Raw genomic sequence first — 21,955 nt, 5'->3', positions numbered from 1 at the left:
GGAGTCTGGTCGATGTCTGCCACCGCCGAGAATCCCCCAGCGACCGCGACGGCGACCGCGGCCCCCGTCGAAGAGCGGGTCCGCGCCCGTGTGATCACCGACGACCCCCTCTACCGGGCCATCCCCGTCGCTCTGCGTTTCGCCCCCGCCGAGCCGCTGGCCGTACGGATCGTCTTCCCGGCCGACCTGTCCCCCGAGGGCACCGACAACGAGTGGGTCTTCCCCCGGGCCCTGCTGGAGGCGGGCCTCCAGGCGCCGACGGGCACCGGGGACGTGCGCGTCTGGCCCTGCGGCCGCGTCCAGGCGGTCGTGGAGTTCCACTCCCCCGAGGGCATCGCCGTGGTCCAGTTCGACATCGCCGCGCTGCGCCGCTTCCTGCGGCGCACCTACGCGGCCTCCACCGCCTCCGCCACCCGCTAGCGGCAACGGGCCCGGCCCCGTACTCCCGGTGGTCGGGGTACGGGGCCGGGCCGCGCGGATCGTCGGACCGGTCAGGCGTTGACCAGCTCGCGGTCCTTGTCCGGGCCCTCGTCCTGCGCGGACTCGGCGGCGAGGTGCCGGCGCAGGCTCTCGCCCTCCACGTCCACGTTCGGCAGTACGCGGTCCAGCCACGCCGGCAGCCACCAGGCCTTGTGGCCGAGCAGCGCGAGCACCGCCGGGACGATGGCCATGCGGACCACGAAGGCGTCGAAGAAGACCGCGACGGCCAGGCCGAAGCCGATCATCTTGACCATCTGCTCGCTGGCCCCGATGAAGCCCGCGAACACCGCGATCATGATGACCGCCGCGGCCACCACGACCCGGGCGCTGTACTGGAAGCCGGTCACGACCGCCTGGCCGGGGCGCTCGCCGTGGACGTACGCCTCCCGCATGCGGGTGACGAGGAAGACCTCGTAGTCCATGGCGAGTCCGAAGACCACGCCGACCATGAAGATCGGCATCATCGACATGATCGGACCGGTCTGCTCCACCCCGAAGACCGAACCGAGCCAGCCCCACTGGAAGACCGCGACGACCGCGCCGAGGGCCGCGACGACCGACAGCAGGAAGCCGAGGGCCGCCTTGAGCGGGACCAGGATCGAGCGGAAGACGAGCATCAGCAGCAGGAAGGCGAGGCCGACGACGAGGGCCAGGTAGGGCAGCAGCGCGTCGTTCATCTTCTGCGAGAAGTCGATGTTCATCGCGGTGGCACCGGTCACGAGGACGTCGTCGCCGCTGCCGTCGCGGATCTCGTGGACCAGGTTCTCGGTCTGGGCGGAGGACGGACGATCCTTCGGGATGACCGTGATCACCGAGGCGTCACCGGCCTCGTTGGCGGTCGGCGGGGTGACCGCCGCGACGCCCTTCAGGCCCTTGACCCGGTCGACCGTGGCGTCCGCCAGGGCCTTGTCCCCGTCGACGACCACCAGCAGCGGTCCGTTGAAGCCGGGGCCGAAGCCCTCCGACAGCAGGTCGTACGCCTGACGCTGGGTGGTGGAGACCGGCTGGGCACCGTCGTCCGGCAGGCCCATCTCCAGCTTGCTCGCCGGAATGGCGACGACCCCGAGGCCGATCACACCGGCCAGCAGCACCATGACGGGGCGGCGCAGGACGAAGCGGGCCCAGCGGGTGCCGCCGTTGGCCTTCTTCTCGGAAGCGGGCCTGCCCTTGCCGAACAGCTTGCTCTTCTCGCCCGCCGGCAGGACCTTCCCGCCCGCGAAGCCGAGGATGGCCGGGACCAGGGTGAGCGCGACGAGCACGGCGATGACCACGGTGCCCGCTGCCGCGACGCCCATCTTGGTCAGCATCGGGATGTTGACCACGGCGAGGCCCACGAGGGCGATGACCACGGTCAGACCGGCGAAGACGACGGCGGAACCGGCAGTTCCGGTCGCCCGGCCCGCAGCCTCGTCCCGGTCGCGTCCGTCGGCGAGCTCCGCGCGGTAGCGGGAGACGATGAACAGGGCGTAGTCGATGCCGACCGCGAGGCCGATCATCGTGGCGAGGGTGGCGGTGGTGTTGCCGAGGTCCAGCACGTTGGCGAGCGCGGTGATGGAGGAGACGCCGATGCCCACGCCGACGATCGCGGTCAGCAGCGGCAGGCCGGCCGCGACCAGCGAACCGAACGTGATCACGAGGACGATCGCGGCGACGAGGATGCCGATGATCTCGCCGGAGCCGGTCTCGGGGGCCACCATCAGCGCGTCACCGCCGATCTGGACGTTCAGGCCCGCGGCCTTCGCGTCGCCGCCCGATTCCTTGAGCGCGTCGCGGGTGGCGTCCTGCAGCTCCATGCCGCTGACGGTGTACTTGGCGCTGATGTAGGCCGTGGAGGCGTCCTGGCTGACCGCCTGAGCCTCGTAGGGGTTGGCCACGGAGGCGATCTGCTCCGCGCCCGGACCGGTCTTCAGTCCGTTGACGATCTTCTCGACCTCGGCCTTGGGGCCGGGGTCGGTGACCTTCGCGCCTTCGGGGGCCTTGACGACGATGCGCGCGGTGGCGCCGTCGGCGGCCATGCCCGGGAACTTCTTGTCCAGCAGGTCGAAGGCCCGCTGGGCCTCCGTGCCGGGTATCGAGAACGATCCGGAGGTGGGAGCGGCCGCGGTGGCCGCGCCGAAGCCGGCGGCGAACAACAGCGCCACCCAGAGAAGGGCGACGAGCCCGCGGCGCCTGAAGGCGCCCCGGCCGAGTCGGTAAAGGAAGGTGGCCACGTCGGTGGTTCTCCCGTTCAGGTCGTGGGATGGATCCGTAGGGATCAGGGCGTGGTGAGCCGGCCCGACGACGAGAGCGGCGTGTCAGGAGCAGCAGGGCGGCATCGTTGCCATGGGCTGGGGACGGGACGGGGACCGTGCTGAACCGGGGAGGTTCAGACGCCGAGGGCGGGGAACACCACGGCGTCGATGAAGTCACCGAGGAACGCCCGGTCCACCGGCCGGTCCTCGATCAGCGGGAGCGCGATGAACGCCCCGATGAGCATGTGCGGTACGAACCCCAGGGCCGGGCACCCCGGGGCGATCTCGCCCCGGTCCACCGCGCGCTGCAGCATCACCTGCAGCCCGGTGATCTCCGGGTCGACCAGCAGGTCCCGCAGCGCCTTGTGGAGCTCCGGGCTCTCGTGGACGGCATGGGCCAGACCCCGCATCAGCGCGGTGTCCTTGGCCATCTGCGCGTCGTCCGAGTGCTCCACCATGAGCGCGAAGTCCCCGCGCAGGCTGCCCGTGTCGATCTCGCGCAGCGAAACGGGCTGCGTGCATCGCAGGGCCTTGGCGACCAGCTCCGGCTTGCTCCCCCACTGGCGGTAGAGGGTGGCCTTGCTGGACTTCGTACGGGCGGCGACCGCGTCCATGGTCAACGCCTCGTAGCCGACGTCACGCAGGAGGTCGAGGACCGCCTCGTGCAGTTCGGCCTGCCGTTCGGGGGTGATCCGGCTGCGCCGGGCCGACATCGCCTCGGTCATCTCCGCGCCTCCATCCGAACGAAACTGTTCCGTACGCTTACGACGATACCCCTCCCCCAAGCGAAACGAAACCGTTCCGTTTCGTTTTAGGGGGTGGCATGGGTCACCAGTACGAGTTGCCGGGGCCCCCTCCCGCGGAAAGCATTGGGGGGTGAGTCACGACGTCGCGTACCTCCGGTTCCCGCACCTGCACGACGACCTCCTGTGTTTCGCCACCGAGGACGACCTCTGGGTCGCCCCGCTGGTCCCCGAAGGCCACACCCCCGGACGCGCATGGCGGATCACCGTCGACCGGACCCGGGTCGGCCACCCCCGCTTCTCCCCCGACGGCCGGCACATCGCCTTCACCACCTGGCGCAGCCTCGACCCCGAGATCCACCTGGCGCCCGTCGACGGCGGCCCCGCCCGGCAGCTGACCCACTGGGGCGCCACCGACACCCGCGTCTGCGGCTGGGACCCCGACGGCAACATCCTCGCCGTCTCCTCGCACGAACAGCCCTTCTCCTACTTCTCCTGGGCCTACAAACTGCCGACCGACGGCAGCCCCGGCGGTCGTCTGCCCTGGGGCCCCGTCTCCGACATCCAGGTGGCCGACATCGGCGGCGAGCACCGCAGCCTGCTGCTGACCGGCAAGCCACCGCACGAGCCCGCCGCCTGGAAGCGCTACCGGGGCGGCGCCATGGGCCGGCTCTGGCTGCACGGGCGCCAGCTGCTGGAGGAGCTCGAAGGCCACCTGGACACCGCGATGTTCGTGGACGGCCGGATCGCCTTCCTCTCCGACCACGAGGGCATCGGCAACCTCTACTCCTGCTCGACCGACGGCACCGACCTGCGCCGCCACACCGACCACGACGAGTTCTACGCCCGGCACGCCTCCAGCGACGGCACCCGGGTCGTCTACCAGTGCGCCGGGGACCTCTGGCTCGTCGAGTCCCTGGCCCCCGACGCCGTCCCGCGCAAGCTCCAGGTCCGCCTCGGCGGCCCCCGCGCCGGCCGGCGGGTCTACCAGGTGCCGGCCGCCAGCCACGTCGACTCGCTCTCCGTGGACGCCACCGGGCGGGCCAGCGCCGTCGTGGTGCGCGGCAGCCTGTACTGGCTGACCCACCGCGACGGGCCGGCCCGGACCATCGCCGACACCCCTGGGGTGCGGGTGCGGCTGCCGGAGATGCTCGGCAGCGGCGGGCAGGTCGCCTACGTCACCGACGCCGAGGGCGAGGACGCGATCGAGATCGCCTACCTGCCCCGGGCCTCCGGGGAGCGGCGGCCGCGCCGGCTGGCCGCGGGCGAACTGGGGCGCGTGACCGAACTGCTCTCCGACCCCGACGGGGAGCGCCTGGCCATCGCCTCGAACGACGGGCGGCTGCTGCTCGTCGACGCCACGGAGGAGTCCGAGGGCCGGGTGACCGAGCTGATCCGGTCCATCAACGGCCCCGTCACCGACCTTGCCTTCTCCCCGGACGGCGCCTGGCTGACCTGGTCGCACCCGGGCATCGGGCGCTCACTGCGACAGATCAAGATGGCCCGCATCTCCGGGCCCGGCGCGCGCACCGTCGTCGACGTCACCAACGGCCGCTTCGCCGACGAGAATCCCGTCTTCACCCGGGACGGGCGCTACTTGGCCTTCCTGTCCTGGCGCGGTTTCGACCCGGTCTACGACGTGCACACCGGCGACCTGTCCTTCCCGCTGGGCTGCCGCCCGTACCTGGTGCCGCTGTCCTCCGCGACCCCCTCGCCCTTCGCGCTCTCGGCCGAGGGACGGCCCGCGGCGGGCGGACTGGATCCGGCCGAGGGCGATGCGGAGACCCCCGGCGACAACGGCGCCGTGACCGTGGAGGTGGAGGGGCTGGAGAGCCGGGTCACCCCGTTCCCGGTGAGCGCCTCGAAGTACTCCGCCCTCTACCCGGTGCACGGCGGCGGGCTGGTGTGGCTGCGCTGGCCGATCTCGGGCGCGCTCGGCGAGACCTTCGCCAACCCCAACGACCTCAGCGGCAAACCCACGCTGGAGCACTTCGACCTGACCAAGGCCCGCAAGAGCGAACTGGCCTCGGGACTGGACTGGTTCGCGGTCAGCGGCGACGGGACCCGGCTGGTGGTCCACGACGACGGCGACCTGCGCGCGGTCCCCGCCACCGAGTCGGGCGACAGCGACTCGACGGTCTACCTCGACCTGCGGCGCATCCTGCACGAGGTGGACCCGGCGGCCGAGTGGCGCCAGGCCTTCGAGGAGGCCGGGCGGATCATCCGCGCCTACTTCTGGGAGCCGAACCTGTGCGGCATCGACTGGGACGGCGTACTGCGCCAGTACCGCCCCCTGGTCGAACGCGTCGCCTCCCCTGACGAGTTCGCCGACCTGCTGCGCGAGGTCCTCGGCGAGCTCGGCACCTCGCACGCCTACGTCTCGCCCGCCCGCCGCAACGAGGGCCCCCCGCACTACCAGCGGGCCATCGGCCTGCTCGGCGCCAACCTCGTCCCCCGGGACGGGACATGGGTGGTGAGCAAGATCCTGCCCGGCGAGTCCTCCGACTCCAAGGCCCGCTCCCCGTTGGCCGGAACCGGCATCCGGGAGGGCGCGGTGCTCACCCACGTGGACGGCCGGCCCGTGGACCCCGTCGCCGGCCCCTACCCGCTGCTGGCGGGAGCGGGCGGGACGACGGTCGAGCTCACCTTCCAGCCGTCGGAGGGCTCCGGCCGCTCCCGCCGGGTCGCCGTCATCCCGCTGATCGACGAGCGACCGCTGCGCTACCAGGACTGGGTGTCCAAACGGCGCCAGGTGGTCCGGGAGCTCAGCGGCGGCCGGTGCGGCTACCTCCACATCCCCGACATGGGCGGCTCGGGCTGGGCGCAGTTCAACCGCGACCTGCGCATGGAGATGTCCCGTCCCGCGCTGATCGTGGACGTACGCGGCAACGCGGGCGGCCACATCAGCGAACTGGTGGTGGAGAAGCTCACCCGCTCCATCCTCGGCTGGGACCTGACCCGCGACGCACAACCCGTCAGCTACGCCTCCAACGCCCCCCGCGGCCCGATCGTGGCACTGGCCGACGAGGCGACCTCCTCGGACGGGGACATGATCACCGCGGCCTTCAAGCTGCTGGGCCTGGGACCGGTGGTGGGCCAGCGCACCTGGGGCGGGGTGGTCGGCATGACCGGCCGCCACACCCTCGGCGACGGCACGGTGATCACGGTGCCGATGAACGCCGCCTGGTTCCCGGAGTACGGATGGTCGGTGGAGAACCACGGGGTGGAACCGGACTTCGAGGTCCTGCGCACCCCGCTCGACTGGGCCGAGGGCAGGCACGCCGGGATGGACGACGCCGTGCACCTGGCACTGGAACTGCTCGAACAGGACCCGGCCGCGATGCCGCCCGGTTACACGGACGTACCTGACCGGCGGCGTCCGAAGCTGCCGCCCAGAGAGTGAACGGGCAGCCGCCGGCGCCCCCTCCGGACCGGTTCGGAGGGGGCGCCGGCCCGCGGTGACGGCCGCGCCCCGGGGGGCATCCCGGTCAACGGCTCTGCGCGCGCTCCTGCTCGTCCGCGGCGCCGCCCGCCCCGACCAGGCCCCTGGAGACGCCGGACAGCCGGGGCTCGAAGCGCTTCATCTCGCGCTGCCCGACGGTCGCGATGATCCCGGGCAGGTAGCCGCGCACCCCTTGCATCCCGCGCAGCCACCACTGCGCGTACACGTGCGGCGAGCGCCGCTCGATGCCCGCGACGATCCGGTCGACGGCGGGACCCAGCGGGTAGGTGCGGTTGGACGGCCACGGCAGCCGCTGGCGCAGCTCCCGCATGACCTCGTCCCGGTCGGCGCCGCGCACCATGTCCGTGTCGGTCCAGGAGAGGTAGCCGACCCCCACCCCCACGCCCTTGTGGCCGACTTCGGCACGCAGGCAGTGGGCGAACGCCTCGACGCCGGACTTGGAGGCGCAGTAGGCGGTCATCATCGGCGCCGGGGTGATGGCGGCGAGCGAGGCGATCTGCAGGAAGTAGCCGCGGCTGTCCGTCAGCGCGGGCAAGAAGGCCCGGGCGGTGACGGCCCCGCCGATCAGGTTGACCTCGATCACCCGGCGCCAGGCGTCGGGGTCGGAGTCGGCGAACGGGCCGCCCGCGGCGACGCCCGCGTTGGCGACGACGACGTCGACCTTCCCGAAGCGCTCCGCGACCTCCTGCGCGACGCGCGCCATCGCCTCGTGGTCGGTGACGTCGGCGTACCAGTGCGCGCTGTCGGTGTGCAGGCGCTCGGAGACCTCCTTGAGGGCCTCCGGCTCCAGGCCGACGAGCGCGATCCGCGCGCCGCGGGCCGACAGTTTACGGGCGAGCAGCTCGCCGACCCCTCGGGCGGCCCCGGTGACGACGGCGACCCGGCCTTCCAGACTCCTGCGAGCACTCACGGTGTCTTCTCCTTCTCGGTGGTGTCGAGATCGTCGAGATAGCGCGCGGACAGCTCGCGCAGGACGTGGGTGACGGCTTCGGGGGCCTCGACCGGGGTCATGTGCCCCATGCCGGTGAGCACGGTGAGGCCCACGCAGTGGGGCAGCGCCGCAGCGAGCCCGCGGGCGTGGACGACCGGAGTGAGCCGGTCGTCGCTGCCGCCGATCACGGCGGTGGGGACGGTCAGCCGTGCCACGTCGGCGTCCAGATCCAGCCCGGCCAGTACCCGGGACCAGGCGTGCCGCACCCCGGTGGGGCAGGCGTGGACGATACGGGCACACGCCTCGACCCGGTCGGGCGCGGAACCGGGGCCCATGGTGGCGTACTTGAGGACCGTGCGGGCGACCGGCGTGACGGGCCCGAGCGGGGCGCGCGATCCGAGGACCGCGCCGGTGATGCGCGTCCGCACGCGCCCGGGGCGCCCCGGCAGCACCGTGGCCCGCTCGACCAGTCCGGAGCTACCGGTACTGCACAGCAGTGCGGCCGCGGCGTGCTCGGCGAACTCCGGCCGGGCCGCGGCCGCCATGATCGTCATGCCGCCCATGGAGTGCCCCGCGACGACCGCGCGCTCCCCTGGGGCGAGGGTGGCGCCGAGCACCGCCACGAGGTCGTCGGCGAGCGCGGTGGTGCTGTGCTCCCGGGCGGCGGGGCTGCGCCCGTGTCCGCGCTGGTCGTAGGCGATGACCCGGTGGGTGGCGGCCAGGGCCCGTATCTGCGCGGCCCAGAACGCCGTGGAGCAGGTCCAGCCGTGGGCCAGCACCACGGCCGGCGCCCCCTCGTCCCCGTGCACCTCGACGTGCAGGCGGGCCCCGTCGGCGGAGACGGCGACGAGTTCGCGGCGGGCGGCGGGCGGGGCGTAGGGACCGGAGGTGACGTGCGCCGGCCGGCTCACGCGGCGCCCTCCGCCTGCGCGGCGAGCGGTGCGGAGGCTGGCGCGGCGTCAGCGGCGGGCGCGGTGGAGGTGGCGGGCGCGGTAGCGGTGGCCGGGGGCGCCGCCGCGACCCGATCGCGCTCCCGTACCCGGACGACCTCGTACTCCCCCAGGTCGACGCTGCGCGTCTCGCGACGGAACTCACCGGTCGTGCCCGGCCACACCGTCGTGTTGCGCCCGTTCGCATCGAGGTACCAGCTGGTGCAGCCGCCGGTGTTCCAGACCGTCCGCTCCATCCGGGTCTGCACCTGCCGGTTCCATTGGTTCACGGCCGAGGGACGCGCGGCGAGGGCGACCCTGCCTCCCAGCACGCCCAACTGCCGCAGGTAGTCGGCCATGTAGTTCAGCTGGGACTCGATCATGAGGATCATCGAGCTGTTCCCGAGCCCGGTGTTCGGTCCGATGATCGTCATCCAGTTCGGGAAGCCGGCCGCGGTCGCCCCGCGCAGCGACTGCATCCCGTCCTTCCAGTGCTCGGCCAGGGTCCTGCCGTCCGCACCCACCACCCGGTCGGCGATCGGCATGTCCGTGACGTGGAAACCCGTACCGAAGACGATCGCGTCGGCCTCGGTCTCGGTCCCGTCGGCCGCGACCAGGACCGAGCCCCGGACCTCCTTCAGTCCGGAGGCGACCAGGTCCACATGGGGCTGGGCCAGCGCGGGGTAGTACTCGCTGGAGAGCAGGATCCGCTTGCAGCCGATCCGGTAGGACGGCGTCAGCTTGGCGCGCAGCTGCGGGTCCTTGATCGACCGGGCGATGTTCGCCTTCGCGAGCGCCTCGACGAGTCCGAGCCGGTTCGGCCGCTTGGTGAAGGCGCTGACCTGGAGTTCCCGGATGCCCCACAGCAGCCCCCGGCGGGCGGCGCGGGTGAAGGGCAGCTGCCGGTGCAGCCAGCGTTCCACGGCCGAGATCGCCCGGTCGGTACGCGGCATCACCCACGGCGGGGTGCGCTGGAAGAGCGTCAGGCGCTCCACCTCGGGGGCGATGGCCGGCACGATCTGGATCGCGGAGGCTCCCGTGCCGATCACGGCGACGCGCTTGCCGGCGAGGTCGTAGTCGTGGTCCCAGCGCGCGGAGTGGAAGACCTTGCCGGGGAACCCGGCGAGTCCCGGCACCTCCGGCAGCTTCGGCTCCGACAGCGGCCCGGTCGCCGAGACCACCACGTCGGCGGTCAGCTCGCCCCGTGCGGTCTCGATCTCCCAGCGCAGCTCGTCCGCGTCCCAGCGCATCATCAGGACCTCGGAGTCGAGCCGGATGTGCCGGCGCAGGCCGAAGGTGTCCGCGACGTGCTCCAGGTACGCGCGGATGGCGGGCTGCCCGGAGAAGGTCCGCGGCCAGTCCGGGTTCGGCGCGAAGGAGAAGGAGTACAGGTGGGACGGGACGTCGCAGGCGCATCCCGGATAGCTGTTGTCCCGCCAGGTTCCCCCGACCGAGTCCGCCCGTTCTAGTACGACGAAGTCCGTGATCCCCTCGCGCCGCAGCCGTACGGCGGCCCCGAGTCCGCCGAACCCGGACCCGATCACCGCCACCCGTACGTGCTCGCGCCCCTCGCGCCCGCCCTTGCCGCCCATGCCCGCCGCCTTCCGCCTCATCCGCAGTTCCAGCCACGCAACGCCGCAACGCACCACATCATCGAAACACTGCCAGCAATCACTGGCACAATCGGGAGGGTAGAGCAGCTCCGTACTCATGGGTAGGGGGCGGACCCGGAAAGTTACCGTTGGTACGCCATAGGCTGCGTCCGTGGCGAAGGATGAGATGCAAGCGAAGCCGGTGCGCGAGTACCGCACCGAGGAACTGGCCGCGGCGGCCGGCATCCCGGTGCGCACCCTGCGCTTCTACCGGGAGCGCAAACTGCTGCCACCGCCCCGCCGCGAGGGCCGCATCGCCTGGTACGACGACCACCACCTGGCCCGGCTGCGCACCATCGCCGGCCTGCTGGAGCGCGGCCACACCCTCGGCGGCATCGCCGAGCTGACCGCCGCCTTCGAAAGCGGCCGTGACGCCGGCCAGCTGGGTGAGCTGCTCGGCATCGGCTGGTCGGAGGAGACCCCGGTCCGGCTCACCCCGGAGGAACTGGCCGACTACTTCGAGGGCGAGGTCACCCCGGAGAACCTGGCGGCCTCCCTCGAACTCGGCTACCTCGCCGTCGACGGCGACACCATCGTGCACGTCAGCCGCCGGCTGCTGGACGTCTCCTCGGCGCTGGTCCGCGAGGGGGTGCCGCTGGCCGCCGTCCTGGAGACGGGGCGCCGGGTCCGCGAACACGCGGACGCCATGGCGCTGCTGTTCGCCGGGCTGATCTCGGACCACATCGCGCCCGAGGCACTCACCCGGCTGCGCCCGCTCGCCACGAGCGTGGTCGAGGCCGAGCTGACGATGGCGATGGACCGCCTGCTGGCGTCCACCGCCCCGCCCTCCGATCAGACGCCGAGCTCGTAGACGACGGTCACGGGCGCGTGGTCGGACCAGCGCTCCGGGTGCGTCTCGGCCCGCTCGACGAAGGCCTTCACGGCCTTCGCGGCCAGCCCCGGGGTCGCCACCTGGAGGTCGATGCGCCAGCCGGCGTCGTTGTCGAAGGCGCGGCCCCGGTAGGACCACCAGGAGTACGGGCCCTCGGTGCCGGGGTGCAGCGCGCGCACCACGTCGACGTAGCCGGCCTCCGAGTAGACCTTGCCCAGCCAGGCGCGCTCCTCGGGGAGGAAACCGGCGCTCTTGCGGTTGGTCTTCCAGTTCTTGAGGTCGGCCTCCTGGTGGCAGATGTTCCAGTCGCCGCAGACCACGACCTCGCGCCCGTCGGCTGCGGCCCGGCCCTTCAGCTCGGCGAGGTAGGCCAGGAACTCCCCCATGAAGCGGTACTTCTCGTCCTGCTTCTCCGTGCCCGCCTCGCCGGAGGGCAGGTAGAGGCTGGCCACGGTCACACCGGGCAGGTCGATCTCCAGGTACCGGCCGGAGGTGTCGAACTCCTCGCTCCCGAACCCGACCCGCACCCGCTCCGGCGCACGCCGCGTGTACAGCGCGACCCCGGCCCGCCCCTTGGCGGCGGCCGGCGCGAAGACGGTGTGCCAGCCCTCGGGCGAGCGGATCTCGGCCGGGATCTGCCCCTCCTCGGCCCGTACCTCCTGCAGGCAGACCACGTCGGCGTCGGATCCCGCGAGCCACGCCCCGAACCCCTTCTTGGCGGCGGCCCGGATCCCATTCACATTCACGGAGGTCACAGTGAGCATCCCTGCACCATAGCGGGAGGGTTCCGTACGATGTTCGGATGTCTCATGGGATCGACCTCCGCACCGTGCCGTACGACCACCCGGACGCGGTCAAGCTCGACGACCGGGTGCAGCTCGAATACCAGGAGCGCTACCAGGGCGAGGGCGACGCCACCTTCATGGACCCGGCGATGTTCGCCCCGCCGAGGGGCCTGTACATCGTGGCGTACGACACGACCGGCGCCCCGGTGGCGACCGGGGGCTGGCGCAGCCAGGAGCAGAACGACGAGGGCTACTCGGACGGCGACGCCGAACTCAAGCGGATGTACGTCGTCCCGGAGGCCCGCGGCCTCGGCCTGGCCCGCCGCATCCTCGCGGCCCTGGAGGCGGACGCCCGCGCGGCCGGACGCCGGCGGATGGTCCTCGAAACGGGCGACCGCCAGCCGGAGGCGATCGCCCTCTACCTCTCCGAGGGCTACACCCCCTCGCCGAAGTTCGGCTTCTACCGCTTCCACGAGTCCAGCCGCTGCATGGCCAAGCCGCTCCAGCAGCCGGCCCGCACCTGAGGCGCCGCCGCCCTACCGCGGGAGCCAGGCGGCCCGGTCCGTCCCCCAGCGGGACGGGCCCGCGGCCCACTCCCCGAAGGGGCTGGCCGCGTGCCGCAGCACCCCGTACCCCGACCCGGTCTCCCGCAGCCACGGCTCGGCCGCGTACTGCGGCGCCCCCGCACCGTCCCGCGCCCGGGCCCCGGCCAGCCCCCTGACCAGCCACGAAGCCGTCCCGGCCAGGGAGAACCGCATCCCCCGCCCGCCGCCCCCGGCCAGCGCCCGCAGCACCCCGGCCGCCATCAGATATCCGGTCCCGTGGTCCAGCGCCTGCGCCGGCAGCACCCCGGGGGTCCCGTCCGGGCCCGCGCACGTGGCGGCGATCCCGTAGCCGGCCTGCACCAGCGAGTCGAAGCCCCGCCGCCCGGCCCACGGCTCCGGCGCCCGCCACCCCCAAGCGCACAGCTCGGCCACCACCAGCCCCGGCCGCCGCTCCAGCAGGTCCCGCGCCCCGAGCCCGTAGCGCTCCAGCGCCCCCGGCCGGTACCCGGTCACCACCACATCGGCCCCGGCCAGCAGGTCCTCGAAGGCCGACCGGTCGGCGGCCCGCGCCAGGTCCAGCAGCGCCGACCGCTTGCCGAAGCCGGTGTCCGCGTACGCGTCGTCCGCCTCCGGCAGCCCCGGTGCGTCGATCCGCAGCACGTCCGCGCCCAGCAGGCCGAGCGTGCGCGTGGCGACGGGCCCGGCGATGACCCGCGTCAGGTCCAGCACCCGGACCCCGGCGGCGGGCCGGCCCGGAGGAGCCCCGCCGAGCGCCCGCCCCCGAGCCGCCGCGGCGCCCACGACCTCCACCAGCGGCTGCGGATCCCCGTAGCGCGACGCCACGGCGACGGCGAGACCGCCGGCCCCGTACACGGCCTCCTGCACCCCGACGGCCGTCCGTCCGGCCACTGCGGCGCGCAGTGCCTCCGGCGTCGCGGAGGGCAGCCCCAGCGCCCGTACGAGCGCGGCCTCGTGGTGGGGGTAGTTGGCGTGCGTACGGACCCAGCCGTCCGCGGCCCGCCAGAAGCCGGACAGCGGAGCGAACGTCACCGTGGGCCGGCCGGCGACCCGCAGATGGCGTTCGCTGACGAAGGCGGTGGCCACCGCGGCCTCGTGGACCGTGGCAGGCCCGACGTCCCCCGCCGCCCCCGCGGCCCGCACCGCGGCCAGCTCCGCCGCCGCCAGCCCGCAGACCGCGACGGTGGCACGCGCCAACTCACGCACCGGCAGCGGCCCTTCCCCAAGGTTGCCGGCTCCCTCGAACCGGACCCGGTCCACCCGTTCCGCTGCGCCGCCGAGGGCCTGCCAGGCCTGGGCCGTCGCGCCGTCCCGTTCACAACCGATCGTCATGGACGTATCTTCGCCCCGAAGTCGGCCGGAAGTAGCCGTACCCCTCGCACAACACCGTGCTCCTGCACCGCCTTTCGGCGGAACGGGATCCCGCGACAATCCCTGAGAGCTACTCGGGAACCGGCGTCCGCGGGACGTTCACGAGCGCCCCCGATCGAGCGTGCGGGACGCCCTCGGCCGCCTGCGGCAGGGCTTCCCCTCTCGCACGTCCGATCAGTCCCAGTGGTGGACCCAGGTGCGCCGCCCGAGGAGTTCGCGGGCGGCGTACGCCTCCAGCGTGCCGTGTGGATTCCGGTCGAGGTCGTCAGGACAGAAGGCGGCGTGCTCCGCGGCCACGGCCACCGCCTCCTCCAGCGTGGTGGGCGGCGCGGCGACCGAGAGGACGAGCCGGTTCGCGGTGAGCGCCACGACCCGGGTGCCGAAGCGCTCGTCCCAACTGCGCAGGACGGCGCTGAGGACACCGGCGTCGTCCTCGTGATGCAGCGCGCCGGACCAGCCGACGGCCGCGGGTATGTCAGCGTTGCATTCGGCGGACACCAGGGCGAGGCGCGGCTCTGCCAACCAGGAGTCGTCACCCGACAGGACATCGGCCAATTGGGCTGCCTGCACCTCGGGATCGACGTCGGACGACACCGCCCCGGCGAGTCCCGGCCACGGCGCGTCGAAACGGGCCACCGCTCCCCCGGACTTCTCGCGGAGCTCCGACCAGTGGTAGGACAGCATCTCGTCGGCTCCCAGGTCCTCCGGATAGGACAGGTTTCCGCACATCAGGTCCCACCCCTCCGGGTCTCCCGACGGGCCGCCGACGTCCACCAGCACCGGCACGAGGTCCGCCGCTCGGCGCGCGGCGGACTGTGCGGACCACTGCCCGGGCACGGCACGCGCATCGGCCAGCCACATCAGCGGATACGGCCAGGGTCCTTGGTAGGTCTCGTTCAGCAGCCTCCCCGAGGGAAGGTCGAGCCCGAGCGCCCGCCGGCCCGCGTCATCCGCGAGCCGGGGCAGGTTGTTCGTCTCCGTCACCATGCGAAGACAGTAGGGGAGAGATCCGACAACGCTCCCGACGGCCGGACCCGCCACCTCACACGGCCGGCTCCCGCACCCGGAAGGCCGGCCCTCCACACGACCGCCTGACGCCTCGAAACGGGCTCTCGGGATGGCCGCGCCCAGGAAAGGCCCCCGCCCGTGATGCGGACACCGCCTCGACAGACCCGGGTGCTCAGGAGTGGGAGAGCACGACCACGTCGTAACGCGCCACGACAGGAACGGGCCGGGCGAGCAGCTCCGCCGGGGCATCGGTGGCCGAACCGCGAAGGCCCTCGTCGCACCGCTCGGCGGTGAGGCAGGTGAGCTGCGACTGCGGCCGGGGGTCATCCGCGCGGGGCAGTCGCGCGGGGCAGTCGCGCGGACTGACGGCAACCGGATGGCTGAACGACGTGGTCTCCCGCACGGCGAAACCGGCCGCCGCGAAGTCAGTGATCACTGCTCGCTCGCCGGAGCAACGCAGAAGAAGACGCTGCCCCCGGTGGGCCATCGGCGCCCATTCCGCCCGGCAAGCCCGGAAACGCCGAGATCCCGCCCCGCCTTTCGGCGGAACGGGATCTCGTGACGATTCCTGAGAGCTACTCAAGAACTGCCGTCTGTGGGGTGTTCACGAGTACCCCTGACCTGCGGCGCCGACGGCTGCTGAAAGATCGCTTCCCAGATACCTGGTGATCGTTTCCCGGCTGACAGAGGTCCGGATCATTGGGCGTGACGGGTCCGGCATGGCAGCCTGCGTGTATGCCTTTCGAAGAGCGGGAGCACGGCGGCCACCATTACGCGGTGCAGTTCACCTACGCGCTGCCTGACGACGCCTGGTGCGTTGAGCTCAGCGAAGCCGCGCCTGCTCCGGCCGCATGGGCAAACGCCCAGAACGCATCGAGGTACCTCCCCGGCAGAGCCTTCCTCGTCGCGGTGGTTCCCGACGAGGACCCGTTGGCCGAGCCGACCATTCACATCCACAGCCACGACGAGCACGTGGTTCCCTACGAGATCATGCGCTGGTTCATGGACCGCGTGGCGGACCAGGTCGAACGATGCCGACGCGCCATGCAGGTCGGCCAGGAAGGGAACGGGTAGCCATGGAAGCCCGCCAAGTTGCGGAGCATTCAGGTAATCTCCGCCTTCTGCTGAACGAGTGGGACCCGATCGGCGTCGCCGACATGGTCCAGGACGAGTACGACTGCCTGATCGGGCCATTGCTCAGCAGGTTGCACCACCGGGCCGGCCGGACGGAGATCAGCGAGTTCCTCTGGCACGAGGTGACGGAGCACTTCGGGCTGGCGCCCTTCCGATACGAGGTGGATGCAGTGGCGGACCGCCTCGTCGCATGGTGGGCGGCGCTGGAGCCACCGAGCTCATGATTACGGGCTGTCGGTGGGCACGGGTACGGTCCTGCCATGTCGAACTCGTACACGACGCTGTGGACCAATGATCTGTGCCGCGAGCTTTAGCGGTCCGGTTACGCCGGCCAGCGGCTGACGATGCTGTTTGGCGGACCGCACCAGTCGCTGCCGAGTTTCCAGCGGGCGGGCGTGCAGCCCGGTGATCTGATCTACCCCGTGCGGGTCCTGCGCACCCGGCTCCACGTGCTGGGCGCGATGGAGGTGTCCCGGATCATCCCCTATGAGGACGCGGGCGTGGTGCTCCACGATGACGATTACGCGAAGCTCCTGGACTGGCGGCCGTTGAAGGCCGGCTGCGTCACCGAGGTGGTGACCGGCCCGCCGGGCTCTCTTCTCTCATTCGGCACAGCCGTGCCGCCGGACCTTCTGGAGCGGCTGACCTATTCCTCGCGCCGCGGCGAGCGGACGCTGAAGTACGTCGAAGAGGGCAGGCTGATCCGCTCGGTCAGCCTCCAGGGCATCTACCGGCTCGCGCCCGCTTCCGCAGCCGAACTGCGCCGGCTGATCCTGGAGGAAGAAGCCACGATGACGCGTGGGAGAGGCTGAATGGCATGGACGACGCAACCAGCGAGGCTGGCCGAGCATTCCTTCGGACTTTACAGAAGGGCCAGGTCCGCAGGGGTGTGGTGTCTTCCCTGGTCAATTTCGGCGCGTTCGTGGATCTCGGTGGGTGTGTCGATGGCCTGGTGAACGTGGCGGAGGTGTCCTGGCGGTACTACGACCGCTTGGCGGACGTGGTTGAGGTGGGCCAGAAAGTCACGGTGGTGGTCCTGGACATCGACCTGGACCGGATCCGGATGTCCCTCTCCTTGAAGGCGTTGCAGCTCGATCCCTTCAAGGACTTCGCTCGCACTCACCTCGGCCGCGTGCTTCCCGGCCACGTGACCAAGGTCGTCCCCTTCGGTGTCTTCGTCCAAGTACATGAAGGCATCCAGGGGTTGCTCCACGAGTCGGAGTTCAGCGATCACGACTCCGGCCGGCTCGTCTCGCTTCCGCAGCTCGGCGACGAAGTCGTCGTTGAGATCACCGAATTCAACTTCACGCTTCGCAGGGTCTCGCTATCACTACACCGCTGATGGGCCACTCGCGAGGCGGTACTGGTCCAGAAGCCGGAAGAACTCCGCGACCGGGGTCGAGTCGGCAGGGGTGTTGCGTTCGATGTCGGCTGCCCAGCCGTACGACGCGCTGCTGCCTCCGAGGCGTTCCTTGATCCACTGGCTGAACTTCCAAAAGCTGAAGGCCTCATCGGCGGAATGCACGCTGACGGCGATCTGGTAGCCGAGAAGCATGGCCTGGAGGTGGTCCAGCGAGCCGTCAGGAAGCCACATGCTGGGCCGCAGGCGGATCTGCTCGAGGAAGTCGTATACGTCCGTGCAGTCCTGCCAGTGTTTGACGGTGTTCTGCAGGCTGTCGTCGGTCGGCATCCGCCGAGCCTACGGCGCGGACGAGAGTTGTCGCCCATCGATGCGGCATGGGCGCGAGATGAGCGTGTGCGATCGGTTGGGGGCAGCTGCGGTCACCCTCTGCGATCTTGTTGCAGTCCGTCCTAGGTTTGGCTGGGGCTTCGAGTGTCGTCGGGGTCGCGGAGTCGGTAGGGCGAGGGCGGGCTGAATGGCGTCACTGTTCGAGCGTCTGGATCTGGAAGAGACGGCTGTCCGCAGCGAGTTGTCCGTCCTGGGTGGGGAGTTGGCTGCTCTGCACGGAAGGATCGCTGCGCTCGAGGGGCGTCTGGCGGATCTGGTGATCACGCGGAAGACGGTCGTTTCGCTGGGCGGCTCGGAGTACGTCGCGCACGACGCGGAAGACGGCCAGCCGGACGCTGACACCGGCAGCGAACCCGATCCGGACCACAGCCCTCACGTCCCCCCTCCCCGCGCTGACGAGACCACTGCTGGTGGGTACGTGCCTGCGGGCCCGCTGGAGCGGGAAGTCACCCGTGAGCGTGCCTTGGTGCTGCTTGCAGGGGCTGGACGGGCAATGCACGTCAAGGACATCACCTCGGCAATCGGTGAAGACGTCTCCGCCACCTCCAATGGACGCCGAGTGGAGACGACAAGGTCCCGGCTCAAGGCGCTGGTGAAGGAGGGCAGGCTGGTCCACGGGCCGACAGCGTGGTTCGCAATCGCCCCCGTCGACACGGGTGACCGGCAGCAGGGGGATGCCCGGGAGTGAACCGGAGCCGCGAGAGCGCGGCACGAACGGTGGCACCGCCGAGTCGATTGGTAGTCCCTCGGCGGTGCCGGGTGCGTGAGCGCCCGTCAGGCAGGTGGCTCCCGCGTGTTCGAGGGTAGTAGAGGCACTCTCCCCTTGATACGCGGAGCCGCGAACTTTGGCATGCCCGGTCGCCATTTGGTGTTCCCGGGTGTGGATCGAGGCTCAATGCGTTCTTTTCTGCCCGGTTTGGGTGGTGTCCGGCCACAGAGCGGTGTCGGTGAAGTGGGTGAGCCGGGCGACGGTCGCCACGTCTGGCCAGGACTTCCCGGCGAGGAGGTCCGCGATGGCCTGCCGGTTGACCCCGGAGCCGGCGGCCGCCGTCCGCAGGCTCCAGCTCCGTTCGTCCAGGGCCTCAGCGAGATTCCGGGCGATCCGACGGACTGCCTCGGCGGCCACGTCGGGGCTCGGCTGCTCGGGCCAGGCTTCCGGATCGTCGGTCAGCTCCCTGGGGGAGCGTGCGCGGGCGCGTCCGCCGACCATGCGCGCACCACCTTGTCTGTTGAAGTTGATCAACTGTGAATGGCTGCTTGTCCAGCCGGTATGCATGGACCGTGGTCCTTGATCCCGAGACTTCGGCGAAGATCACCCGGTATCGGCCGAAGCATGCGCCGCCGCTCTGGGTGGACGTCGCGCCGCTGGTGAGGTCGGTGGTCGCCGCCGTGGTGACTTCCGTGCCCTACGACGTGGAACGGCTGCTGCACGTCACCGGGCGTCTCGCTCTGTGGGCGGAGGCGGCCGGGTTGGAGCGCGATCCGAACGAGTGGCTGCGCAACGAGGTCATCGACGCGTTCGTGCTCTCCCGCGCCGCGGACATTAAAGGGTCGTCGGTCCGGACCTATCGAACGTGGCTCTTGCGGGTGCGGGACGCTCTGGCCTGGAGCGAGCGTGGGGAGGCGGCCCCGGCCCGGATGCATGCAGAGGCGAGCCCGCATCAGCCCTACAGTCGTGCAGAACTCGCAGGCTTGCGGCACTGGGGCATGCATCTGCCTCGTCAGCAGAGGACCGATGGACTCGCGCTTCTCGGTCTCGGTGCCGACTTCGGACTGACGCCGAGGGAGATCGCGGCGTGTCGAGGCGGGGATCTGCGGCGGCATCGTCCGGGCGGTCCGTTGATGCACACGTCCGTCGACCGTCTGGTTGCACTCGTGGCGCGTGCCGACTGGGACGGGGTTCTCGGGGAACTCGCAGATCAGGCCGGCAGCGGGTACCTGTTCCGACCTCGCCGCACCACCGAGTACTCCAGGAACCTGATCGGTTCCTGGCCGCTCAACCACCGGCCGCCGGACAGCCTGCCGGCGCTGTCGGCGGGCAGGGCGCGGGCGACGTGGATCGTCGAGCTGATGACCGCGCGGATCGATCACCACTTGATCGCCCAGGCCGCCGGCCTTGCGTCGGCCGCGTCCCTGGCCCGCTGGCAACATCACGTGCCGCCTCTGGATCACGTCACTGCCGCCCGGCTCCTGCGCGGGCCGGACAGGTGACCGCAAGGCCCCGGCCCTGGCAGAAATCGGAACGGATCAGAGGGTGCAGGCCCCGGCCTGTCACTGATGCTCCGGCGGAGATCCCGGACTCGAAGGTCGGGCAGCTTCTCGCACTGCTGGAGAGCTCCGGAGCTCTTGACCTGATCGCCCTCGAACTCGCCGAGCGACCAGGACCCAAGGGCCTGCCGGTTCGCACCGTGTTGGTCGGCGTGTTGCTGTCCTTGCACTACCACCGCAGTGCCACTCTCGCCGATGTCTGCCGGGTTCTCCTCGACCAACTGCGGCCACCAGCCCGTGCTTGGCTGGAGGTCCCCAACCCGGCCACGGTCGATGTTCACGGCCGGCACGCGTTCACGCGCCGGGTCTACCGCGCGTTCGACCGGCTCACCACCGCCCTGGACCCCCATCGCTGCGACCGGCGCCGCCGTCTGCCCACGGTCGAGGCCCGGCAGGTGATCGCGGCCTGGGAGGAGGAGGCAGGAGTCGAGCAGGTCCGCCGTCGGCGGGTGCTGCAGGAGATCAGCGACCGGCTGGTCCTGGTCGCTGTCCGCCTCGCTCACCAGCGCGGTCTGTTCCGCGGATGGCGAGGCGACATCGGGATCGACACGACCCCGTTCCCCGCATGGCACCAGCCCCACCCGGACTGGAAGAACCTGTCGTCGGTCGAGATCACGGCGGGCTGGCATCACTGCGGCGGCTCCAGCGACGGGATCTTCGGGCACTCCGCCACCCTGGTGGTCGCGGGTTCCCGGCGGCACCCCGCAGGACATCCCCTGGAAGGGAAACGCGTCAGCCGGCACCCGCAACTCGCCCTCGGCGCCGTCCTCGACACCCCCGGGAAACGGATCGGCCCGAATGCCATCCACAGCCTCGCCAGGCTCGTCCCGTTCGGGTTCCCCACCGGGTTTCTGGCCGCCGACCGTGCCTACACCGACCAGCAGACCGAGAACGTCGCCGCCCCGGCCTGCAGACTCGGCCACCGACTCGCCCTCGACTACAAGCAGGACCAACGAGGCGTCCAGGGCACCCATGCGGGAGCCCTCCTCATCGACGGCTCGCTCGCCTGCCCCGCCATGCCCCACGCACTCGCGCACGCGACGACCGAACTCGGCGACGAGGCCGTACGCGACCTCGCTCAGGCCCCCGCCCTGCAGGACCAGATCACCCAGCGGGAGCCGTACTTCCTCAAGGTCAAAGAATCCGCCGACCCCCGAGGCGCCATCCGCTACCAGTGCCCGGCCGCCCGCCCCTCTCCGGCTGTCGCCTGCCCCCGCTACAACCAGGTCCACCACATCCCGCCTCAGGGGCCGACCGTCGTCGACCTGACCAACCGGCGATCCACTCAGGCGCACCTCGCGGCCAAACCGACCGTGCCCATCCCTCAGGCCGAACGGCTGCGGCCTCCGCCCACGAACGAGCTGCCCAGAATCTGCCAGCGGCCCACGATCACCGTCCGGCCCGGCGACCTCGGCGTGATCGACAAGTTCCGCCAGGACCGGCACTACCTCCACCCCACCTGGCAGGACGTCTACCGGCCCCAACGCGCCAACATCGAAGGACTCAACGGCCGCGCCAAGGCCCACGGAATCGACATCTCCGACCCGTCCAAACGCCTCGCGCACGGACGGGTCGCTCAGACCCTCCTGCTCGCCCTGATGATCTGCTCCGTCAACCTGGCCATCCTCCACAGCTGGCACCAGACCACCGGCACACCGAGCGTCCTCACCGACGTCGGCCACAAAACCACCGCCGACAGCCACGAGGACCGATCGCCAGCCCAGGCCGGCCTGCCACCGCCGCGAACGCCGAAGATCGACACCCGCATCTGAAACCGGCACCACAGGCCGCGCTCCGTCATGCCCACAGACACGG

Annotated in this window: 21 protein-coding genes and 1 pseudogene; 11 read left to right on the top strand and 11 right to left on the bottom strand. The window is 71.4% G+C overall.

What is annotated here, in order from left to right; translation table 11 throughout:
- Positions 1-12 precede the first annotated feature (12 nt).
- Positions 13-420, top strand: a complete 408-nt coding sequence (locus ACFW2G_RS19170; RefSeq protein WP_384582858.1) for an SsgA family sporulation/cell division regulator — start codon at positions 13-15, stop codon at positions 418-420.
- A gap of 71 nt (positions 421-491) precedes the next feature.
- Here ACFW2G_RS19170 and ACFW2G_RS19165 read toward each other — a convergent pair whose 3' ends face one another.
- Both ACFW2G_RS19165 and ACFW2G_RS19160 read right to left on the bottom strand, forming a co-directional pair.
- Complete coding sequence (locus ACFW2G_RS19165; protein WP_037925146.1) at positions 492-2,690, bottom strand: MMPL family transporter; 2,199 nt, start codon at positions 2,688-2,690, stop codon at positions 492-494.
- A gap of 155 nt (positions 2,691-2,845) precedes the next feature.
- On the bottom strand, positions 2,846-3,436 hold the full coding sequence (locus tag ACFW2G_RS19160; protein WP_172671371.1) for a TetR/AcrR family transcriptional regulator: 591 nt from the start codon (positions 3,434-3,436) through the stop codon (positions 2,846-2,848).
- A gap of 151 nt (positions 3,437-3,587) precedes the next feature.
- Between ACFW2G_RS19160 and ACFW2G_RS19155 the strand changes: the two genes are divergently transcribed.
- Positions 3,588-6,857, top strand: coding sequence for a S41 family peptidase (locus ACFW2G_RS19155; protein WP_384450097.1), 3,270 nt, complete (start codon positions 3,588-3,590; stop codon positions 6,855-6,857).
- An 85-nt stretch (positions 6,858-6,942) separates the two neighbouring features.
- Here the strand turns inward: ACFW2G_RS19155 and ACFW2G_RS19150 are convergent, their stop codons facing one another.
- The 3 genes from ACFW2G_RS19150 to ACFW2G_RS19140 are packed head-to-tail and all read right to left on the bottom strand — an operon-like array spanning position 6,943 to position 10,390.
- Positions 6,943-7,827 carry an SDR family oxidoreductase gene (locus ACFW2G_RS19150; RefSeq protein ID WP_037925140.1) on the bottom strand — a complete coding sequence of 295 codons (885 nt, stop codon included), beginning with the start codon at positions 7,825-7,827 and terminating at the stop codon, positions 6,943-6,945.
- Positions 7,824-8,759 (bottom strand): alpha/beta fold hydrolase, encoded by a 936-nt coding sequence (locus ACFW2G_RS19145; RefSeq protein WP_384450094.1) that lies wholly within the window; start codon positions 8,757-8,759, stop codon positions 7,824-7,826. Before ACFW2G_RS19145 ends, ACFW2G_RS19150 begins: the two co-directional genes overlap by 4 nt.
- Positions 8,756-10,390, bottom strand: a complete 1,635-nt coding sequence (locus ACFW2G_RS19140; protein WP_384450091.1) for a flavin-containing monooxygenase — start codon at positions 10,388-10,390, stop codon at positions 8,756-8,758. Before ACFW2G_RS19140 ends, ACFW2G_RS19145 begins: the two co-directional genes overlap by 4 nt.
- A gap of 166 nt (positions 10,391-10,556) precedes the next feature.
- On the opposite strand from ACFW2G_RS19140, the gene ACFW2G_RS19135 reads away from it, so the two are divergent.
- Positions 10,557-11,240 carry a MerR family transcriptional regulator gene (locus ACFW2G_RS19135; RefSeq protein WP_037925136.1) on the top strand — a complete coding sequence of 228 codons (684 nt, stop codon included), beginning with the start codon at positions 10,557-10,559 and terminating at the stop codon, positions 11,238-11,240.
- Here the strand turns inward: ACFW2G_RS19135 and ACFW2G_RS19130 are convergent.
- A complete protein-coding gene (locus ACFW2G_RS19130) occupies positions 11,222-12,025 on the bottom strand; it encodes an exodeoxyribonuclease III (protein WP_384582855.1) in 804 nt (267 codons plus the stop codon). The genes ACFW2G_RS19135 and ACFW2G_RS19130 overlap by 19 nt on opposite strands.
- A 38-nt stretch (positions 12,026-12,063) precedes the next feature.
- Here ACFW2G_RS19130 and ACFW2G_RS19125 point away from each other — a divergent pair, with 38 nt between their 5' ends.
- Positions 12,064-12,570, top strand: coding sequence for a GNAT family N-acetyltransferase (locus tag ACFW2G_RS19125; RefSeq protein WP_106967633.1), 507 nt, complete (start codon positions 12,064-12,066; stop codon positions 12,568-12,570).
- Between the two features lie 12 nt (positions 12,571-12,582).
- On the opposite strand, the gene ACFW2G_RS19120 is transcribed toward ACFW2G_RS19125, so the two are convergent.
- The 3 genes from ACFW2G_RS19120 to ACFW2G_RS19110 form a co-directional block, all read right to left on the bottom strand.
- On the bottom strand, positions 12,583-13,941 hold the full coding sequence (locus tag ACFW2G_RS19120; RefSeq protein WP_384582852.1) for a CoA transferase: 1,359 nt from the start codon (positions 13,939-13,941) through the stop codon (positions 12,583-12,585).
- Positions 13,942-14,154: 213 nt separating this feature from the next.
- Positions 14,155-14,967 (bottom strand): DUF4253 domain-containing protein, encoded by an 813-nt coding sequence (locus ACFW2G_RS19115; protein WP_384450082.1) that lies wholly within the window; start codon positions 14,965-14,967, stop codon positions 14,155-14,157.
- Positions 14,968-15,160: 193 nt separating this feature from the next.
- Positions 15,161-15,424, bottom strand: a complete 264-nt coding sequence (locus tag ACFW2G_RS19110; protein ID WP_384582849.1) for a hypothetical protein — start codon at positions 15,422-15,424, stop codon at positions 15,161-15,163.
- A gap of 299 nt (positions 15,425-15,723) precedes the next feature.
- On the opposite strand from ACFW2G_RS19110, the gene ACFW2G_RS19105 reads away from it, so the two are divergent.
- The 4 genes and pseudogenes from ACFW2G_RS19105 to ACFW2G_RS19090 all read left to right on the top strand — a co-directional run.
- Positions 15,724-16,062, top strand: coding sequence for a hypothetical protein (locus ACFW2G_RS19105; protein ID WP_384582846.1), 339 nt, complete (start codon positions 15,724-15,726; stop codon positions 16,060-16,062).
- Between the two features lie 2 nt (positions 16,063-16,064).
- Complete coding sequence (locus tag ACFW2G_RS19100; protein WP_384582843.1) at positions 16,065-16,346, top strand: hypothetical protein; 282 nt, start codon at positions 16,065-16,067, stop codon at positions 16,344-16,346.
- Between the two features lie 120 nt (positions 16,347-16,466).
- On the top strand, positions 16,467-16,934 hold the full coding sequence (locus tag ACFW2G_RS19095) for a hypothetical protein (protein ID WP_384582840.1): 468 nt from the start codon (positions 16,467-16,469) through the stop codon (positions 16,932-16,934).
- Positions 16,935-16,972: 38 nt separating this feature from the next.
- Positions 16,973-17,464, top strand: a pseudogene (locus ACFW2G_RS19090) (S1 RNA-binding domain-containing protein); the annotation flags it as partial.
- Here ACFW2G_RS19090 and ACFW2G_RS19085 read toward each other — a convergent pair.
- Positions 17,453-17,812, bottom strand: coding sequence for a hypothetical protein (locus ACFW2G_RS19085; RefSeq protein ID WP_384582837.1), 360 nt, complete (start codon positions 17,810-17,812; stop codon positions 17,453-17,455). The pseudogene ACFW2G_RS19090 and the gene ACFW2G_RS19085 overlap by 12 nt on opposite strands.
- Positions 17,813-17,999: 187 nt before the next feature.
- Between ACFW2G_RS19085 and ACFW2G_RS19080 the strand changes: the two genes are divergently transcribed.
- Positions 18,000-18,560 (top strand): hypothetical protein, encoded by a 561-nt coding sequence (locus ACFW2G_RS19080; RefSeq protein ID WP_384582834.1) that lies wholly within the window; start codon positions 18,000-18,002, stop codon positions 18,558-18,560.
- 204 nt (positions 18,561-18,764) lie between these two features.
- Here the strand turns inward: ACFW2G_RS19080 and ACFW2G_RS19075 are convergent, their stop codons facing one another.
- Complete coding sequence (locus ACFW2G_RS19075; protein ID WP_384582831.1) at positions 18,765-19,082, bottom strand: helix-turn-helix domain-containing protein; 318 nt, start codon at positions 19,080-19,082, stop codon at positions 18,765-18,767.
- A gap of 71 nt (positions 19,083-19,153) precedes the next feature.
- On the opposite strand from ACFW2G_RS19075, the gene ACFW2G_RS19070 reads away from it, so the two are divergent.
- Together ACFW2G_RS19070 and ACFW2G_RS19065 are read left to right on the top strand one after the other, a co-directional pair.
- The gene (locus ACFW2G_RS19070) at positions 19,154-20,083 is read left to right on the top strand and encodes a hypothetical protein (RefSeq protein ID WP_384582828.1); all 930 of its coding nucleotides are present in this window, start codon (positions 19,154-19,156) and stop codon (positions 20,081-20,083) included.
- A 209-nt stretch (positions 20,084-20,292) separates the two neighbouring features.
- Complete coding sequence (locus ACFW2G_RS19065) at positions 20,293-21,912, top strand: hypothetical protein (protein WP_384582825.1); 1,620 nt, start codon at positions 20,293-20,295, stop codon at positions 21,910-21,912.
- The last annotated feature ends 43 nt before the right edge of the window (positions 21,913-21,955 follow it).

Origin of the sequence: Streptomyces sp. NPDC058880 (assembly GCF_042742535.1) — a bacterium.
In the GTDB taxonomy this organism is placed as follows: Bacteria; Actinomycetota; Actinomycetes; order Streptomycetales; family Streptomycetaceae; genus Streptomyces.
Note: the sequence above shows the minus strand (reverse complement) of the source record. Positions and strands in the feature narration are given on the sequence as shown.

Bases quoted from the DNA above. Each gene is read 5' to 3' on its own strand.
- ACFW2G_RS19170 (WP_384582858.1), top strand. From the start codon at position 13: ATGTCTGCCACCGCCGAGAATCCCCCAGCGACCGCGACGGCGACCGCG.
- ACFW2G_RS19095 (WP_384582840.1), top strand. From the start codon at position 16,467: ATGCTGTTTGGCGGACCGCACCAGTCGCTGCCGAGTTTCCAGCGGGCG.
- ACFW2G_RS19085 (WP_384582837.1), bottom strand. From the start codon at position 17,812: ATGCCGACCGACGACAGCCTGCAGAACACCGTCAAACACTGGCAGGAC.
- ACFW2G_RS19100 (WP_384582843.1), top strand. From the start codon at position 16,065: ATGGAAGCCCGCCAAGTTGCGGAGCATTCAGGTAATCTCCGCCTTCTG.
- ACFW2G_RS19130 (WP_384582855.1), bottom strand. From the start codon at position 12,025: ATGCTCACTGTGACCTCCGTGAATGTGAATGGGATCCGGGCCGCCGCC.
- ACFW2G_RS19135 (WP_037925136.1), top strand. From the start codon at position 10,557: ATGCAAGCGAAGCCGGTGCGCGAGTACCGCACCGAGGAACTGGCCGCG.
- ACFW2G_RS19125 (WP_106967633.1), top strand. From the start codon at position 12,064: ATGTCTCATGGGATCGACCTCCGCACCGTGCCGTACGACCACCCGGAC.
- ACFW2G_RS19160 (WP_172671371.1), bottom strand. From the start codon at position 3,436: ATGACCGAGGCGATGTCGGCCCGGCGCAGCCGGATCACCCCCGAACGG.
- ACFW2G_RS19115 (WP_384450082.1), bottom strand. From the start codon at position 14,967: ATGGTGACGGAGACGAACAACCTGCCCCGGCTCGCGGATGACGCGGGC.
- ACFW2G_RS19080 (WP_384582834.1), top strand. From the start codon at position 18,000: ATGGCGTCACTGTTCGAGCGTCTGGATCTGGAAGAGACGGCTGTCCGC.
- ACFW2G_RS19140 (WP_384450091.1), bottom strand. From the start codon at position 10,390: ATGAGGCGGAAGGCGGCGGGCATGGGCGGCAAGGGCGGGCGCGAGGGG.
- ACFW2G_RS19105 (WP_384582846.1), top strand. From the start codon at position 15,724: ATGCCTTTCGAAGAGCGGGAGCACGGCGGCCACCATTACGCGGTGCAG.
- ACFW2G_RS19075 (WP_384582831.1), bottom strand. From the start codon at position 19,082: ATGGTCGGCGGACGCGCCCGCGCACGCTCCCCCAGGGAGCTGACCGAC.
- ACFW2G_RS19120 (WP_384582852.1), bottom strand. From the start codon at position 13,941: ATGACGATCGGTTGTGAACGGGACGGCGCGACGGCCCAGGCCTGGCAG.